This window comes from Ruania zhangjianzhongii, assembly GCF_008000995.1.
Taxonomy (GTDB): Bacteria; Actinomycetota; Actinomycetes; order Actinomycetales; family Beutenbergiaceae; genus Ruania; species Ruania zhangjianzhongii.
Window position 1 is genome coordinate 1,260,568 of the sequence record NZ_CP042828.1, and the last position, 15,527, is coordinate 1,276,094.

Annotated in this window: 12 protein-coding genes; 7 read left to right on the forward strand and 5 right to left on the reverse strand. The window is 69.7% G+C overall.

The window, feature by feature from the left end:
• Positions 1 to 7: 7 nt before the first annotated feature.
• The gene (locus FU260_RS05820) at positions 8 to 664 is read left to right on the forward strand and encodes an SGNH/GDSL hydrolase family protein (protein ID WP_147916199.1); all 657 of its coding nucleotides are present in this window, start codon (positions 8 to 10) and stop codon (positions 662 to 664) included.
• A gap of 39 nt (positions 665 to 703) precedes the next feature.
• Here FU260_RS05820 and FU260_RS05825 read toward each other — a convergent pair whose 3' ends face one another.
• The 3 genes from FU260_RS05825 to FU260_RS05835 form a co-directional block, all read right to left on the reverse strand.
• The gene (locus tag FU260_RS05825) at positions 704 to 1,621 is read right to left on the reverse strand and encodes an alpha/beta fold hydrolase (protein ID WP_147916200.1); all 918 of its coding nucleotides are present in this window, start codon (positions 1,619 to 1,621) and stop codon (positions 704 to 706) included.
• 14 nt (positions 1,622 to 1,635) lie between these two features.
• Positions 1,636 to 2,304, reverse strand: coding sequence for a TetR/AcrR family transcriptional regulator (locus FU260_RS05830; RefSeq protein ID WP_210418211.1), 669 nt, complete (start codon positions 2,302 to 2,304; stop codon positions 1,636 to 1,638).
• Between the two features lie 104 nt (positions 2,305 to 2,408).
• Positions 2,409 to 4,208 carry an FAD-dependent oxidoreductase gene (locus tag FU260_RS05835; RefSeq protein ID WP_147916202.1) on the reverse strand — a complete coding sequence of 600 codons (1,800 nt, stop codon included), beginning with the start codon at positions 4,206 to 4,208 and terminating at the stop codon, positions 2,409 to 2,411.
• Between the two features lie 47 nt (positions 4,209 to 4,255).
• Between FU260_RS05835 and FU260_RS05840 the strand changes: the two genes are divergently transcribed.
• Positions 4,256 to 4,828: a helix-turn-helix domain-containing protein gene (locus FU260_RS05840; RefSeq protein WP_147916203.1), complete on the forward strand. Its 573-nt coding sequence runs from the start codon at positions 4,256 to 4,258 to the stop codon at positions 4,826 to 4,828.
• Positions 4,829 to 5,037: 209 nt separating this feature from the next.
• Positions 5,038 to 6,906, forward strand: coding sequence for an HNH endonuclease signature motif containing protein (locus tag FU260_RS05845; protein ID WP_147916204.1), 1,869 nt, complete (start codon positions 5,038 to 5,040; stop codon positions 6,904 to 6,906).
• Between the two features lie 156 nt (positions 6,907 to 7,062).
• Here FU260_RS05845 and FU260_RS05850 read toward each other — a convergent pair whose 3' ends face one another.
• Complete coding sequence (locus tag FU260_RS05850) at positions 7,063 to 10,302, reverse strand: efflux RND transporter permease subunit (protein WP_147916205.1); 3,240 nt, start codon at positions 10,300 to 10,302, stop codon at positions 7,063 to 7,065.
• Between the two features lie 80 nt (positions 10,303 to 10,382).
• On the opposite strand from FU260_RS05850, the gene FU260_RS05855 reads away from it, so the two are divergent.
• The gene (locus FU260_RS05855; protein ID WP_168211669.1) at positions 10,383 to 10,841 is read left to right on the forward strand and encodes a MarR family winged helix-turn-helix transcriptional regulator; all 459 of its coding nucleotides are present in this window, start codon (positions 10,383 to 10,385) and stop codon (positions 10,839 to 10,841) included.
• Positions 10,842 to 10,843: 2 nt separating this feature from the next.
• Here FU260_RS05855 and FU260_RS05860 read toward each other — a convergent pair whose 3' ends face one another.
• Positions 10,844 to 11,920 carry a YeiH family protein gene (locus tag FU260_RS05860; protein WP_147916207.1) on the reverse strand — a complete coding sequence of 359 codons (1,077 nt, stop codon included), beginning with the start codon at positions 11,918 to 11,920 and terminating at the stop codon, positions 10,844 to 10,846.
• A 100-nt stretch (positions 11,921 to 12,020) separates the two neighbouring features.
• On the opposite strand from FU260_RS05860, the gene FU260_RS05865 reads away from it, so the two are divergent.
• The 3 genes from FU260_RS05865 to FU260_RS05875 all read left to right on the forward strand — a co-directional run bounded on the left by FU260_RS05865 (position 12,021) and on the right by FU260_RS05875 (position 15,213).
• Positions 12,021 to 12,905 carry a LysR family transcriptional regulator gene (locus FU260_RS05865; RefSeq protein ID WP_147916208.1) on the forward strand — a complete coding sequence of 295 codons (885 nt, stop codon included), beginning with the start codon at positions 12,021 to 12,023 and terminating at the stop codon, positions 12,903 to 12,905.
• 299 nt (positions 12,906 to 13,204) lie between these two features.
• Positions 13,205 to 13,888 carry an ArsR/SmtB family transcription factor gene (locus tag FU260_RS23790; protein ID WP_187368370.1) on the forward strand — a complete coding sequence of 228 codons (684 nt, stop codon included), beginning with the start codon at positions 13,205 to 13,207 and terminating at the stop codon, positions 13,886 to 13,888.
• Positions 13,885 to 15,213, forward strand: a complete 1,329-nt coding sequence (locus FU260_RS05875; protein WP_147916209.1) for an MFS transporter — start codon at positions 13,885 to 13,887, stop codon at positions 15,211 to 15,213. The genes FU260_RS23790 and FU260_RS05875 overlap by 4 nt, the downstream gene beginning before the upstream one ends.
• The last annotated feature ends 314 nt before the right edge of the window (positions 15,214 to 15,527 follow it).

The following is a 15,527-nucleotide window of genomic DNA, read 5'->3' on the forward strand; positions in this document are numbered from 1 at the left end:
AGCGGCAATGACGGCCTCGCGCAGGATCATGTGTTTCGGCGACTCCCTCACTTGGGGGTGGGTACCGGTCGAGGGTGGCGCACCCAGCTGGCGCTACGGCCCCGATCAGCGCTGGACCGGACTCCTGGCGGCCGAGCTGGGCGCCGAGGTGGCGGTGATCGAGGAAGGGCTCTCCGCCCGGGTGGCTGCCGGTCCGGACCCGACCGATCCCCGCCTGTTCGCCCAGGACCACCTGCCCAGCCTGCTCGCCTCCCACCTGCCGCTGGACCTGGTGATCCTCATGCTCGGCACCAATGACGCCAAGGCGTACCTGGACCGCACTCCGGTGCAGATCGCCGCCGGCGTCTCGACGCTGCTCGGTCAGGTGGCCGCCTCGGCCGGGGGAGTGGGCACCAGCTATCCTGCTCCGCAGGTGCTCCTGGTCAGCCCACCGCCACTGGCGCCGATGCCGCATCCCTGGTTCGCCGAGATCTTCGCCGGGGGCCGGGAGAAGACCCTCGCGCTGCCCGGCCTGTATCGGGCGCTCGCGGACTTCACCGGGGTCGCATTCTTCGATGCCGGTGAGGCGACGGCCACCAACGGTGTGGATGGGATCCACTTCAGTGAGCAGGACAACCGGGACCTGGCCGCCGGGCTCACCCCGGTGGTACGCGGCCTCCTCTGAACGCGCCTGGCCGAGCACGGCGCGGACCGATCGCTCGACTTAGCGCGCGGCGCTGGTCGCAGGCGGGGTGGCGGCCTGACGCCGGGCCAGGGTGGTGATGAAGGTGGCGACCTCCCCGGGGTTCTCTTCGGCCATGAAGTGCCCGGATGCGGTCGCCTTATAGGTCAGGTCCGGCGCCCAGGCCCGCCAGAGCGCTGCGGCGTCGAATCCGAGCTGCGCACCCCAGTCCTGAGAGATGACGCCCACCGGCATGGCCAGCTGTCTGCCGTCGGCCCGGTCGGCCCGGTCCATGTCGAGGTCGATGCCGGCGGAGGCGCGGTAGTCGGCCACGATCGAGTCGACGGCGGCGACCGCGCTGTCGATGTAGTAGTCGCGCTCCTGCGCGGTGAAGGTCGACCCGTCGGTGTCCCAGGTGTCCAGGAAGGAGGCGAAGAACTCGGGGGCGACGGCGGCGATCATCTTCTCGGGCAGGCCCACCGGCTGCGCCATCAGGTAGAGGTGCCAGGCGACCTTGGCGTCCACCCCGTGTAGAACGGACCAGGTGTCCAGGGTCGGCAGCACATCGAGGATGCCGAGGTAGTCGATGGTCTCCGGGTGGTCCAGGCCGGCGCGTACGGCCACCAGGGCTCCGCGGTCGTGGCCGATCAGGCCGAAGTGGTCGAAGCCGAGAGCCCCGGTGATGTTCACGACGTCGTTGGCCATGGTGCGTTTGGAGTAGGTCTGCGGCCCGTCTTCGGCAGGCTTGTCGCTGCGGCCGTAGCCGCGCAGGTCCGGAACGATGACCGTGTGTGTGCTGGCGAGCTGCCGGGCGACGTGCCGCCACATGTAGTGCGTCTGGGGGAAGCCGTGCAGGAGCACCACGGCCGGCCCGTTGCCACCGACGGCCACCTGGATCTGGACGTCGCCTGCTCCGGGCAGAGTGCGGGAGGTGAAGCCGTCGATGGTCAGAGCGTTCATGGGTTCTCCTGTGATCACGATGCTGGGCTTGGCTGGGAAAGGCTGGACGGGTCGCCGGAGAAGATTCCGGCGGGAAGCGGGCCGCGGCTCTCGGCGCTGGCGTGCAGTGCCGGCAGCACGATCGTGTCGATGAGGGCGGCGAGATAGGTGTCATCGACGAGCAGGCCGTTCACCCGGCGGAGGAGCAGGGCCGCACCGACCACCTCCTCGAACCCGAAGGGGCGGACGCCGGGCGGTAGTTCCCCGCGCGCTGCGGCGGCCTCGAGCATCTCGACCGGCAGCCGGGCGCCAGTGGGTCCCACTGCGGTCTCGATGGCGTCGCACAGTTCCGGATCCTCCAGGCCCGCCTGGAGCAGGAGCATCGCGGTCTGGCTGTCGGCCGCGCGCAGGGTGCGATCGAGCCGGCGGCACAGCGCCAGCAGGTCTCCGCGCAGGGTCCCGGTGTCGATCCGGTCAGCGGTGTTGTGCCGCGCCGGTCCTGCCTTGATCGCAGCGATCACCATGTCCCGCTTCGCCGACCACCGTCGGTACAGGCTCGCCTTGGACGCGCCACACCGGCGAGCGACCGCTTCGAAGGTGACACCGTCGTAGCCCTGCTCCGCCAGGAGCGAGTTCACCGCCTCGACGATGCGTTCCTGCAGGTGCTCATCTCGGGGGCGACCACGACGGGGTGACTCGTTCACCTTATTACTATACGGCACGTCTCGTATAGTAATGCATGGTCGGGACCTTCCCGATCAGTGTTCCCGGGTCGTGCAGGCCGCCGGCACTCGCTCGTTGCGATCGATCACCGTCGGACTCGGCGTGCCTGGACGGCGCGGCCGAGGTCGCTGAAGGCGAGGTCGCCGTGGACGGCCGCTCCCGCCGTCACGCCCGCTGCTGTCGCAGTCATCAGCATGGCCATCGGTTCGCTGGCGTTGCCGATGGCCCAGACCCCCGGGATCGCGGTCATGCCGCGCTGGTCGGCCTGGATCTGACGGCCGAACGGCGTCGCCGTCGGCTCACCACCGAGCCCTTCGAACAACTCGGTCCGCGCGTGGAACTTCGGCGCGATGACTACGGCATCGGCCTCGAAGGTCCGCCCGCCTTCGATCTCCACCGCTCGGACCTGCGTGCCGTCAACGACGAGGCGCTCGACGCGGGGCCGCACTACGGAGACGTCCAGAGCGGCCAACTGCTCCCACTGTTCCTCGGTGGGCTCTGCCGCCTGGTGCAGGAACAGTGTGACCTGCTCGCTGAGCTGGCGGAACAGCAGCGCCTGGTGGACCGCTACCTCGTCGCGGGCCAGGATCGCGATGCGCTGATCACGAACCTCCCAGCCATGGCAGAAGGGGCAGTGCAGCACCGTGTGCCCCCATGCCTGTGCTACGCCGGGAACATCCGGGAGATCATCGACGAGGCCGGTCGCGAGGACGAGGCGACGAGCGTGGACCAGGTGGGAACCGCCGTCGACCTCGATCGTGAAGTCATCGACAGCGCCGGAGGCTGCGGTGGCATGCCCGGACATGAACCGCACACCATAGGCGTGCGCCTCCGCGCGCCCGCGCGCGAGAAGGTCCAGCGGAGAGATCCCCTCATTGCCGAGCACGTTGTGCGCACCCTCGGCCGGAGCGTTTCGCGGCTGCCCGGCATCGATCACGACGACGTCGCGTCGCGAGCGGGCGAGCGCAACGGCGGCTGCCAACCCCGCGGAGCCACCACCGACGACCACGACCTCGGCCTCCACCTGCTCGCGGGCAGGCTCCGGGCGAGTGGCCACCCACACCGCCCGACCAGCAGTGAACGAGAGGTCGGACGTGCCCGCATCGAGTGCGTCGATGGCGCCATCAACAGCTGCTCGGTCATCGCTGGACGCGTCATCGACCAGCTGGTCGCGGTGGGCCTGGAGCCGCGTCATCAGGTAACGGGCTCCGTCCGGCGACTGGCCGGACGCGGCGAAGGTGTGTTCGTGGTGCTGGACGGGAGCGAACCCGGCTTCAGCGAGCGCACCCGTCCAGTCCGTGGCCGCGGGATGGCTGTGCCCTGTCGGTGCACTCAGGAGACGGTCGTCCAGACCCGGACGGCCGCTACCCAGGTCCGCCGGCTCGAACGTTTCTGTACCGGACAGCTCCGTGAGGACCAGCACGCCCCCAGGGCGCAGGGCCGCACCTGCTTGCCGCAGTACCTTCGCGGGATCGGCGACGTGGTGCAACGACAGTGCCGCCCAGACCAGGTCCACCTCAGCGGGTAGTGCCGCCGGCCAGTCGCCGTCGAGGTCGACCTGGTGGCTGTGGACTCTGTCTGCCACATCGGCTGCCGCCGCGGCGGTGCGGAGTCGCTCGAGTAGTTCCGCCGAGACGTCCAGGCTGTGAATACGCGCCTCCGGGAATCGCGTGGCAAGGGCGATCGTTCCGGCGCCGGTCCCGGCGCCGAGATCAACGATGGTCGTGGGGGTGGTCGCCAATGCGGTGGCTGCCGCGGTGAGCGCTTTGTCCAGGATCGGGGTACTCAGCCTTGCTTCGCGCTCGAGGTGCTCCGCGAGGCCTGCGGGAAGGTCGTGCCAGGGCTCCTGACCGGGATGCGGGGAATGTGTGTGGCGTTGACTCATATCGAGAACGATACTCAATATTGCGGTAAGAGGATACGATCTTGCATATGACGCAAGAAGAGACCGAAGCCATCGTTCGTTACCGCATCCGCGGGCTGCGGCTAGCGCGGGGCTGGACGCTCGACACCCTCGCCCGGCGCTGCTACCTCTCCCCGTCCACGCTGAGCCGGATCGAGACCGGCCAGCAACGCCTCGCACTCGAGCAGCTCGTCAGCATCGCCAGGGCGCTCGGCACCTCGCTCGATCAGCTCGTCGAACCGGAGGGCAATGAGGACGTCGTCATTCGCCCCGAACCCGAGTCCAGCGGTGGCACCACGCTCTGGTTGCTCTCGCGGGAGCGCGACCGCCGGGGAGTCACGATCGCCAAGATGCGGATCACTGAGGAGCGAGAACAGCGCGGGCCGCAGGTACACCCCGGTTATGAGTGGTTCACCGTGCTCAGCGGAACGGTGCGGCTCCAGCTCGGCACCCGAACGATCCTCGTCCAGGAGGGGCAGGCGGCGGAATTCTCCACCATGACGCCACACGCGATCGAGGCTCATGAGGGCGCCGTAGAGATCCTCACCATCTTCGACCAGGACGGCGAGCACGCTCACCTGCCGGGGCATCGCGACGACTAGTTGCATGCTCGCCGTTGGCGGGTTGGCGGGTTGGCGGGTTGGCGGGTTGGCTGGCTGGCCTCCTGGCTGCTCGGGCGGTGGTGGCGGCGCTCGACGAGCGAAGGCCTATCGCCCCGCGACCAGCACATCACACTGACGGCGGAGGTCGAGTTTTCGTTGATTTCTCGCCGTCTGTCATCAGTGTCAGTGGTCGGTGCTTGACTGATTTCATGGTCGCACAGCCGCTCTCGACGCTCCCGGGTCACCTCCCGGGTGAGGGCAGCGTGCTGTCTGATCTGGTCGCGATCGAGTCCGGGATCGACGAGGGGCTGCTGGCGCGGGCGGAGACGTTGCTGGACTGGGTCGAGGAGCAGGAGATGGCCCCGTTCGCCGACCTGAGCTCGGCGGAGTTGGACGCCGGGCTTGATCCCTATGCCGAGGCCGAAGTCGAGGAGTTCCTCGGGCGGGCGCGCACAGGTGGTCCGCTGGAAGGGCCACCGACGGGACGTCCGGTGGCGATTGCCGGTGAGGGTGCGCCGATGGTCTCCGACCTCGCGCTGGTGGATCTGGCGGTGACGTTGCGTCGCAGTGTGGTCTCAGCGACTCGCCTGGTGGGTGGGGTGTGTGAGCTGGCCTACCGGTTGCCGCTTGTCTGGGCTCGGATCCGCGGCGGTGAGGTCGCACTTTGGCGAGGGCTCCGCGTGGCGGAGAAGACGATCAGACTCGCCTGGGTCGCTGCGGCGGACGTCGACGCCGAGTTGGTCAGCGTGGTCGGCTCGTGCTCGTGGGCGCTGGTGGACCGGTGCGTACAGGCGGCGATCGAGCGCCACCGTTTCGAGGAGGAGGCTGCGGATACCGAGGATGATCCGCGGGATGCTGAGCCGGTCGAGGACGACCGTGGCTTCGATGTGCACCTGCGCGATGCGGGGAACGGCGACTACCTGTTCACGGGCAGTGACTCCAGCGGTATCGGGCTGATCGGTGCCGAGGGCATTCTCGAGGCTGCTGATGCGCTCGATGTCGAGCATGCGATCCGGGATCTGGCGCAGCGATTGGCGGATGCAGGATCGAGTGAGCCGTTAGGGGCGCGGCGGGCGAAGGCGTTGGGGATGCTCGCCCGCGGTGAGGTGGCGCTGCCGGTCGGCGACCCGCCCAGCGCCACCAGCACCGAGGGCACCGGCCAGAGCGAGCAGCCCGGCCAGACCGAGCGGCCCGGCCAGGGCGAGCGGCCCGGCCAGGGCGAGCGGCCCGGCCAGGGTGCGGCGTTTGGCCTACCCGCGGCCCCCGGAACGCCTACCGGCCCGATCGCTACCGGCCCGGGCGGTACGGGTCCGATCGGTACTGTGCCGGTTGCGCCGGGTTCGCGTCGGCAGGTGCTGCTGGTGCTGCACCTGAGCGAGAACGCGATCGGTGGCCTGGAGCGGGTGGGACGGTGTGAGAACACCCTCGCCCCTGTCAGTGTGGATCAGATCAAGGCCTGGTGCGCCGGAGCGAAGGTCAAGGTCCAGCCCGTCCTGGATATCGCTGACCACCACCCGGTGGGTACCTATGAGATTCCCGACCGGATCCGAGCCCAAGTCTCCTACCGCGACACCGAGTGCATCTTCCCGCACTGCCACACCCCGGTACGCTCCTGCGACCTGGACCACGTCACCCCCTACCCCCAGGGTCCGACCTGCGCCTGCAACCTCGCGCCGTTATGCCGCCGCCATCACCGGGTCAAGACCGCCCGGCGGTGGGCCTATGTGATGGTCCACCCCGGCAGCTACTACTGGCGCGCCCCGTCGGGGGCCACCTACCTCGTCGATGCCCACGGCACCCACCTCCTCCCCGACCTCACCGAAGAAGGCGCCGCCAACCGCTACCGACACCGCTGCCCCAGCGAATCCGGGCTGCCCACTGCGGGTCAGCAGGAGCGACCGGGGGTGAGTCGCCAGCGGAGCCGGTCACGCGCTGGACCACGGCGGAGTGCCGGGCCGCCGTCGCGAGGCAGTGCCGCACCATTGCGCGGTACCGAGCGAACATCCGCGGGGCCTGACTCGCCGCCCACGAGACCGGATCCGCCACCCGCGAGACCGGATCCGCCACCTCCATTCTGAGCAGCGGGGTGCTGCCCGCCGAAGGGCGCGAGTCAGTGGGTGACGGACCGGACCGGGCCGGACTCGCGTCGGACGGTCAGGGGCCGGACTTGCGTCGGACGGTCAGGGGCCGGACTTGCGTCGGACGGTCGGGAAGGTGCGGCTAGGAAGGATCGGTCAGCGCGCTGCGTGCCGTCCGCTCCGTGATGCGGTCGCCGTCCCTCCATCGCGGTCTTCCGACGAGCTGTCCACCTCGCTGGCCGGTCCGCTGCCCGCTTCCGCGGCGCCGTCGGCGGCCTCGGCCTCCGCACCGCCCGCGCCACCTGCACCGCCAGCGCCACCAGGTGCTTCGCCACCAGCCGCTCGCTCCTGGGTGCGTCGCCGCTCACCGCGGCGCTCCACCAGCAGGTAGAGCACCGGGACGAGCAGCAGCGTGAGGAATGTCGAGGTGACCAGACCGCCGATCACCACCAGCGCGAGCGGCTGGGAGATGAACGCGCTGCCCCCGGTCAGCCCGATCGCCATCGGAGTCAGGGCGCCGATCGTCGCCGCCGCGGTCATCAGAATCGGCTGCAGCCGGTGTCGGCCGCCCTCGGCGATCGCCTCAGCCAGACCCATGCCTTGCTTGCGATACTGGTTGATCAGGTCGATGAGCACGATGGCATTGGTGACCACCACCCCCACCAGCATGAGCGCACCGATCAGCGCCGCGACACCCAACGCCGTGCCGGTGGCCAGCAGCAGCGCCACCGCGCCGGTGGCGGCGAACGGTACGGACACCAGCAGGATCAGCGGCTGGATCAGTGAGTTGAACGTCGCCACCATCACCAGGTAGACGATCAGGATCGAGGCCAGCAGGGCCAGCCCGAGCTGACCGAAGGCCTCCTCCTGGTCGGCACTGACCCCACCGATCTCCGCGTTCACCCCTTCCGGCAGTTGCACCTCGTCCAGAGCCGTCTGCAGATCGGCGGTCACCGCACCGAGGTCCTCGGCAGTGGCAGTCGCCGTCACGGTGACGCTGCGCAGCCCGTCGGCCCGGGTGATCTCCACCGGCTGGTCCACCACGGTGACCTCGGCCACCTCCGAGAGCGGCACGCTGCCGGCCGGGCCGGTCAGCTCGAGCGCCTCGATCTCGCCCCGGTCGGCCGGCACCTCGCCCACATGCATCACGATCTCTTCGCGACCGGTATCGGTGTTCAGCGAACCCACGGTGGTGCCCTGCAGCGCACCCGAGACCGTCTGGCCGATCTGTGCCTCGGTGAGCCCGAGTGCCGCCGCAGCCTCCCGATCCACATCCACGGTGACCGTCGGCAGTTCCGCGGCGAGGTTCGAGATCACGTCCGTGGCGCCGTCGATGCCTTGGACCGCCTCCAGCACCTGCGCCGACGCCTCGTCGACTGCTTGGCCGTCCGCTCCGGAGACGATCACCTCCAGACCGCTCATGAAGCCGGCGGACATCCCGGTGGCCACGGTCAGGGTGCCGGCGTCGTCGAGCTGCTCCAGCTCGCCGCGCAGCTGCTCCTCCACCGCCGCGGCGTCCGCATCCAGCTCCAGGGTGATCGAGAAGGTGGTGCTTCCGCTGCTGCCGAAGAACGCCATCGAGCTGTCGCCGGAGCCGCCGGTCACCTGGTAGGTCTCCACCCCGGGCAGATCGGCGAGCACCTCCTCCACAGCGGTGGCGGCCTCGTCGGCTGCCGCCAGGGAAGTGCCGGCTGGCAGTTCCTGGCTCACACTCAGGGTGTTTTCCCCGGTGTCGCCGATGAAGTCGGTCTTCAGCTGGGTGGCCATCCCCGCGGTCCCGGCCATCACCACCACAGCGGCCACGATCGCGACCCACGGCCGCGCCAACCCACCGCGCAGCATCCGCAGGTAGGACCGCTGCAGCAGGGTGCGGCGCTCCTTCTCCTCCGCCGCGGCTCGAGCCTCCTCGCTCAGGGCTCCGTCGGCGGGCGGGCGCACGAACCAGTACGCCAACGTCGGCACGATCGTCAGGGCCACCAGCAGCGAGGCCAGCAGAGCCAGCGCAATGGTGAACGCGAATGGCCGGAACAGCTCGCCGACCATTCCGCCCACCAGGCCCATCGGCACGAACACTGCGGCGGTGGCGATGGTCGAGGCGGTGATCGCCCCGGCCACCTCCCGGACCGCATCGATGATCGCTCGGGCCCGGGTCTTGCCGTAGCTCAGATGTCGGCTGATGTTCTCGATCACCACGATCGAGTCGTCCACCACCCGCCCGATCGAGACGGTCAACGCAGCCAGGGTGAACAGGTTGAGGGAGAAGCCCACCACCTTCAGCCCGATCAGTGCCACCAGGAGGGAGAGCGGGATGGACAGCGCGGTGACCGTGGTGGGCCGGATCTTGCGCAGGAAGAGCAGGATGATGATCACGGCGAAGACCAGTCCGAGCAGGCCTTCCACGGTCAGGTCCTCCACCGACTGCTCGATGAACGGCGCCTGGTCGAAGATCACGGTGACCGAACCGCCGTCACCGAGGGACGCCTCGAACTCGGTCAACCGTTCCTGGACCGCTTCGGAGATGTCGACCGTGTTGCCGTCCGGAGTCTTGGTGACTGCGATCCCGAAGGCCTGCTCGCCGTCGGTGCGGGTGAACGATGTCGGTGCGACACGTTCGGCACTGACCTCGGCGATCTCCGCCAGCGGCACCGGCCCCGACTCGCTGGGGATCGGGACGTCCGCGACGTCCTCGGCCGATCCGAGCTCGCCGCCGGTCTGCACCGACATGGTCTGCTGGTCCTCAGTGATCTCACCACCGGGGACCACCACCCCGTTCGCCTGCAGTGCACCCTGTACGGCGTCCGGGGTGATCCCGGCGGCAGCCATCGCGGCGGGGTCCACATCGATGGTGACCTGACGGTCGCGCACACCGGTCAGCTGGACGTCCCGGACGCCGTCGATCCGCTCGATCTCGGGGATGATCGCGGTGCGCAGCACCTCGATCGCAGCGTCCGGGTCCTCGGTTGCGGCCACGGACAGCTGGATCACCGGCAGGTCGTCCACGCCGCCACTGATCACCTGCGTATCCGCATCCTCCGGCAGCGTGTTCGACATCCGGCTGACCGCGGCCTGCAGCTCCTGCTGAGCGTTGGTGACATCCGTGCCGTACTCCAGCTCGAGCATCACCACTGACATGTTCGCGCTCGAGGTGGAGGTGGTCTGCTCCAGCCCGGTGACTGCACCCGCCGCCTGCTCCACGGTGTCGGTCACCTGTTGCTCCACCACCTCGGGGGAGGCGCCGGGGTAGCTGGTGATCGCCGCGACGATCGGCAGGTTCAGCGAGGGCATCAGCTCTTGCTTCAGCGCCGTGGTGGACCACAGCCCGGCGAGCACCGCCATGATCGTGGCAAGGGCCACCAGGGCGCGGTTGGCCAGGCTGAAGCGAGCGAGTGCGGACATCAGGGCTCCGGATGTGGGAGAGTGAGCGGCACAAGGTAGTTAGCCGAAGGCTAATGATTAGTGCTAGGCGAAGGTATCACGTGGACCAGCGGGACGAACTCATCGAGCGGGTGCTCACCGCTCACGAGCAGGCGGCTCGGGTGCTGCTCAGCGAGGACCTGTCCGAGCTGTTCGATGCCACGCTGACCATGCAGCAGATCAAGTTGATGGTGGTGCTGCACCGCGACGGTCCGACCAGTGGCCACGAGCTCGCCGATGATCTGGCGGTGTCCACCCCGACGGTCTCCGGCATGGTGGACCGGCTGGTTGAGCGCGGCATGCTCGAACGGCGCAGCGACGACCGGGACCGCCGGGTCCGGCTGGTCGCCCTCACCACCACCGGTGAGCAGCTGGTGGCGAGCGTGCACGAAGCGGGCTGGCGAATCGGCCGCGAGGTGATGGACCGGATGGCGCTGACCGACCTCCGGGCGCTCGCCCAGGGGCTGAGCGCCATGGCCCGCGCCGCGCACCTGCGCGCGGCGGAGTCCGCTGACGGCTGAGCTCAGAGCGTCCCGGTGAGCGCCTGTAGTCCCAGGCTGGTGCCCGCCACCACCGCCCAGAGCAACGCTCCCAGCAGCAACGGGCGCGCCCCTGCCCGGCGCAGTCCGGGAAGGTCCGTGGACAGCCCGATGGCGACCAACGCCGTCGTGATCAGGAACGAGGAGAGCCCGCCGAGGGTGCTCTGCACGCCGCCCGGGATCCAGCCGAGCGTGTTCACCGCGGTGACCAGCACGAACCCCACCAGGAACCACGGCACCAGCCGGTAGAGAGGGCGACGGCGGAGCTCGGCCGGGCCGTTCGCCTCGCCCTGCGCTGTGCGTGCGCGGGCCTCGCGCCGGGCCACGAGATAGGTCAGCGCCAGGCAGACAGGGATGATCGCCAGCGTCCGGGTGAGCTTGACGACGATCGCCGTGTGCGCGGCGCCGTCGCCGAATGCCGTGGCGGCGGCCACCACGGAGGAGGTGTCGTTCACCGCCGTGCCGGCGAAGACCCCGAACGCCTCCGGGCTCATCCCGAGCAGATGCCCGAGCGTGGGGAAGATCAGCACAGCGGCCACGTTGAAGGCGAAGATCGTGGACATCGCGTAGGCGACAGTGCCGGCTTTGGGCCGCAGGACCGGGGTGATGGCAGCGATGGCGGATGCGCCACAGATCGCGGTGCCCACCCCGATGAGGGTGCGCAGGTCGCTCTCGACCCGCAGCGCCCGGCCGATCAGCGCGGCGCCGACCAGGCAGGCGGCCAGTGTGCCCAGCAGCACCGGCAGCGACTGTGCGCCGGCGTCGGCCACCTCGCCGAGGCTGAGCTGCGCCCCGAGCAGCACCACGGCGATCTGCAGCCCCCAGGTGCTGGCAAGGCGGAGGCCGGGAGCCCAGACGTCACGGCGCTGCCCTCGGGTGGCCGCGGCGACCAGAACCCCGGCGAGCACGCCGATGACCGGCGCGCCCACCACCGGGGCCAGCGTGCCCAGTGCGGTAGCGATCGCCGCCAGCAGCACGCACAGCACCAGTCCGGCGACGGTGCCCGGCTGGGGGCGGCGGCGGGCGGCGGGCGCACTCGCGCGGTCGAAGTCCTCAGGCACGCCTTCGATGGTGACAACATCGCGGGTGGTCCGGTACCTACCGGTTGGTGAGATACCTATAGGCTCAGGCTATGGTCGGGGAGGAGGTGCGGGCGAAGGGATGAGTGGCGACGTCACCCTGGAAGGGCTGCGGCTGCTGGTCGCAGTGGCCGAGCATGGCAGCATCTCCGCCGCCGCGCGCGGGGCCGGGATCAGTCAGCCCTCGGCCAGCGCGCGGATGAAGGACCTGGAGCGCCGCCTCGGCCTGGAACTGCTCGACCGGCGCACCCGCGGCGCCGAGCTCACCGCCGATGGCCGGGCGGTCACCGACTGGGCGTGCGCGGTGGTGGATGCCGCGGATGTGTTGCTCACCGGGTCGGAGGCCCTGGCGACCCGGCGGGAGGCGCGGCTGAGTATCGCCGCCAGTCAGACGGTGGGGGAGTACCTGATGCCAGCGTGGCTGGCCGCGCACCGCCGCAGCCGGCCGGATCGCGCGGTACGGCTGCAGGTGATGAATTCCCGGGACGTGGTCGCCGCGCTGCGCGCCCGGGAGATCGACCTCGGCTTCATCGAGACCCCGGTGGTGCCCAGTGACTTGGCCCGGCGCAAGGTGGGGGCGGACCGGCTCACGCTGGTGGTCGGGCCCAGCCACCCGCTCGCCCGCCGACGGCGCAGCCTCGGCCGGGAGGATCTCCTCGCCTTGGCGCTGGCCTCCCGGGAGGACGGGTCGGGGACGCGGGAGGCGCTCAGCCGCGCACTCGGCACCCCGGTGCAACCGGCGCTGGAGCTGGACTCGAACGCTGCGGTGAAGGTCGAGGTGGCATCCGGCGGCTATCCGGCAGTGCTCAGCGAGCTGGCGGTTGCCGGTGAGCTGCGCGACCGGCGGCTGGTCGAGGTGGAGCTGGCGGACGTGGACCTGCGCCGAACGCTGCACGCCATCTGGCGCCGGCCGGGCCGGCTGGCGCCCGCGGCCGCCGGCTTCCTCGCCGAGGTTCTCGGCCGCTGAGCAGCCCGCGCCGCCGCCATCCCGCGCCGGTCTGGACGGTGCGCGCCCGTCGATCTCGCCGACTTGAGCAGCCCCGCGCCCATCAACCCCGCTGACTTGAGCAGCCCCCCGTCAACTGCCGGGTGAGGTTTCCGTCGCAAACCTGGCCGATTCCGACGGTTATCACACCCTGGTTGGCGCTAGCGAGGCGTTGCGAGGCCGGCGTGGCGTGCAGGTGCTGGCGAGGTGTGGCGCAGTGGGGTGAACTCAATCTGAAAGGAGTATTGCGAAAGAAGGCTTTCAGGTCTACGGTGGCTGCTATGAAGCTGACCGACGCTCGTGCGATGCGTGCCCTGGCCCACCCGCTGCGGATCGAGCTCTTCGAGCGGCTCGCGATCATCGGGAGCGCTACGGCGAGCGACCTGGCCCCGCTGGTGGGGAGCACGCCGTCGAACTGTTCCTTCCACCTGCGCACGCTTGCCGAGGCGGGCTTCATCGAACGGGTGCCCGGGCACAGTGGAAGGCAGCGGCCCTGGCAGGTGCTGGACATCCGGCAGAGCTGGGAGAAGCCCACGGACGACGACTCCGACCTCGCCGGGGCGGCCACCGCACTGGACAGCTCGTTCCGGGAGTGGGAGTTCGAGCGGATCCGTCAGGCTGCCGCACGAACGGACCCACCGGACTGGCGCGGTGCGCTGGCCACCACCGGCGCCACCATGTTCCTGACCCCTGATGAGGCGCGCGACATCGGCACCAGGATCGCGGAGATCGTCAACGAGTACACCGGGCGCTGGGACCACCCCGAACAGCGGCCTGCCGATGGCCGCCCGGTGCGGATGTACAGCACCACCTATCTGGTGCAGGCAGCCGGGGAGGCCGGCGCCGGCGATGACCCCGGCGCCGCTGGCGCAGACGCCGCTGACACGACCACTGACGACATCTCGACCGACGACACCGACGACACCGGCGACACCGGCGACACCGGCGAAGGAGCCGACTCATGAAGGATCTCCTGCGGATCGGCACCTTTCGCCGCCTGCTCGGTGGCTGGTCGATCGGTAACCTGGCCGACTCCGCCCTGTTCCTCACCCTGGCCATCTGGGCGAAAGATCTCACCGGCAGCTCTGCCGCGGCCGGGATGGTGTTCTTCGCCCTTGGCGCGCCGGCCCTGTTCGTGCCGTTGCTCGGTCTGCTCGTGGACCGGGTACACCGCAAGTCGCTGATGGTCGTCGCCAACCTGGTTGCGGCCGGGGCAGCCGCCTCCCTGGTGCTGGTGGAGGATGTCTCGACGATCTGGCTGCTGTATGCCGTCACCGTGGTCTATGGCGCCCTGGGAATCCTGAACGGGTCGGCGCTGTCTGGCCTACTCCGTGACCTGCTGCCGGATGACAAGCTCGACGAGGCGAATTCGATCTTGTCCACGATCGACCAGGGCCTGCGGATCGTCACCCCGATGTTCGGTGCCGGCCTGTATGTGCTCTGGGGTGGCCAGGCGCTCGGTCTAGGAGTCGCGACACTGCTGGTGATCACGGCGATCGTGCTGGCCACCGTTCGGGCGAAGGAGTCCGAGCCGGAGCGAGAATCGACGTCCTTCTGGAGTCAGACCACAGCCGGGTTCCGGCACCTACGCTCCGTGCCGGTGCTCTGGCAGATCGTCACTGTGACGGCAGTCGCCTTCGGTGTGGTCGGCTTCTTCGACACCATGCTGTTCGAGGTGATCGAGCACGGGCTCGGTATGCCGTCGGCGTTCTTCGGCGTGCTCGCCAGCATCCAGGGGGCCGGATCGATCCTCGGCGGGGTGACCTCCGCGCGGATGCTGCGCCGGTGGGGACCGCAACGCGTGGTCGGTACCAGCCTCGGCGTGCTCGGGATCTCAGCGCTGGTCGCCGCAGGCGAGGTGCTCGGGTCGGCGCTCCTTCCGGCGATGATCGTGGCGGTGTTCGCCGCGGGCGCGGCCATCCCGTGGATGGTGGTGGCCTTGGTGACCACCCGGCAACGCCTCACTCCAGCCCGGCTGCAGGGCCGTACGGCAGCGGCAACGAACTTAGCGATGAATGTGCCGCAGATCGCCTCGATCGCCGTCGGTGCCGGACTGGCGACACTGGTGGACTACCGGATTCCGCTGCTGGTGGCCTGCGTGGTGCTGGTGGCCTGCGCGGCGGCGCTGCTGCGGGCGGCCCGGATCGCGCCGGTCGAGGCCGAGGAGCCGGCGGCAGCCGAGGAAGCGGCGGAGGGCGAGACGCCTGCGGGTGTTGAGGAACTTGTGGAAGCCGACGCGGCGACTGTGCCCGCGACCGAGGCTGCCGAGCCCATCACCCCATCGGCCTGACCAGACCCGCGAGGGTGACCTCGATGTCGAAGATTCGCCGGATCTCGACATCGAGGCCACCCTCGTGAGCCTTCTCACCGCGCCGGGATCGATAGAATCGATGCCGGTTCCGATCTTAGGAGAATTTATGTGCCGACGCGTCACTTGCTCCACCTGCTACAAGCCCACCTGGGAAGGCTGTGGCGATCACGTCGAGGAAGCGCTCGCGGGAGTCGCCGAATCAGACCGCTGCAGCTGCCGCTGACGGGTCCAGCACCGTACTGACCGGTGCGCCCGCTGCCCCGAGCGGCAGTCACCCCGCAGGCAGCCCCCGG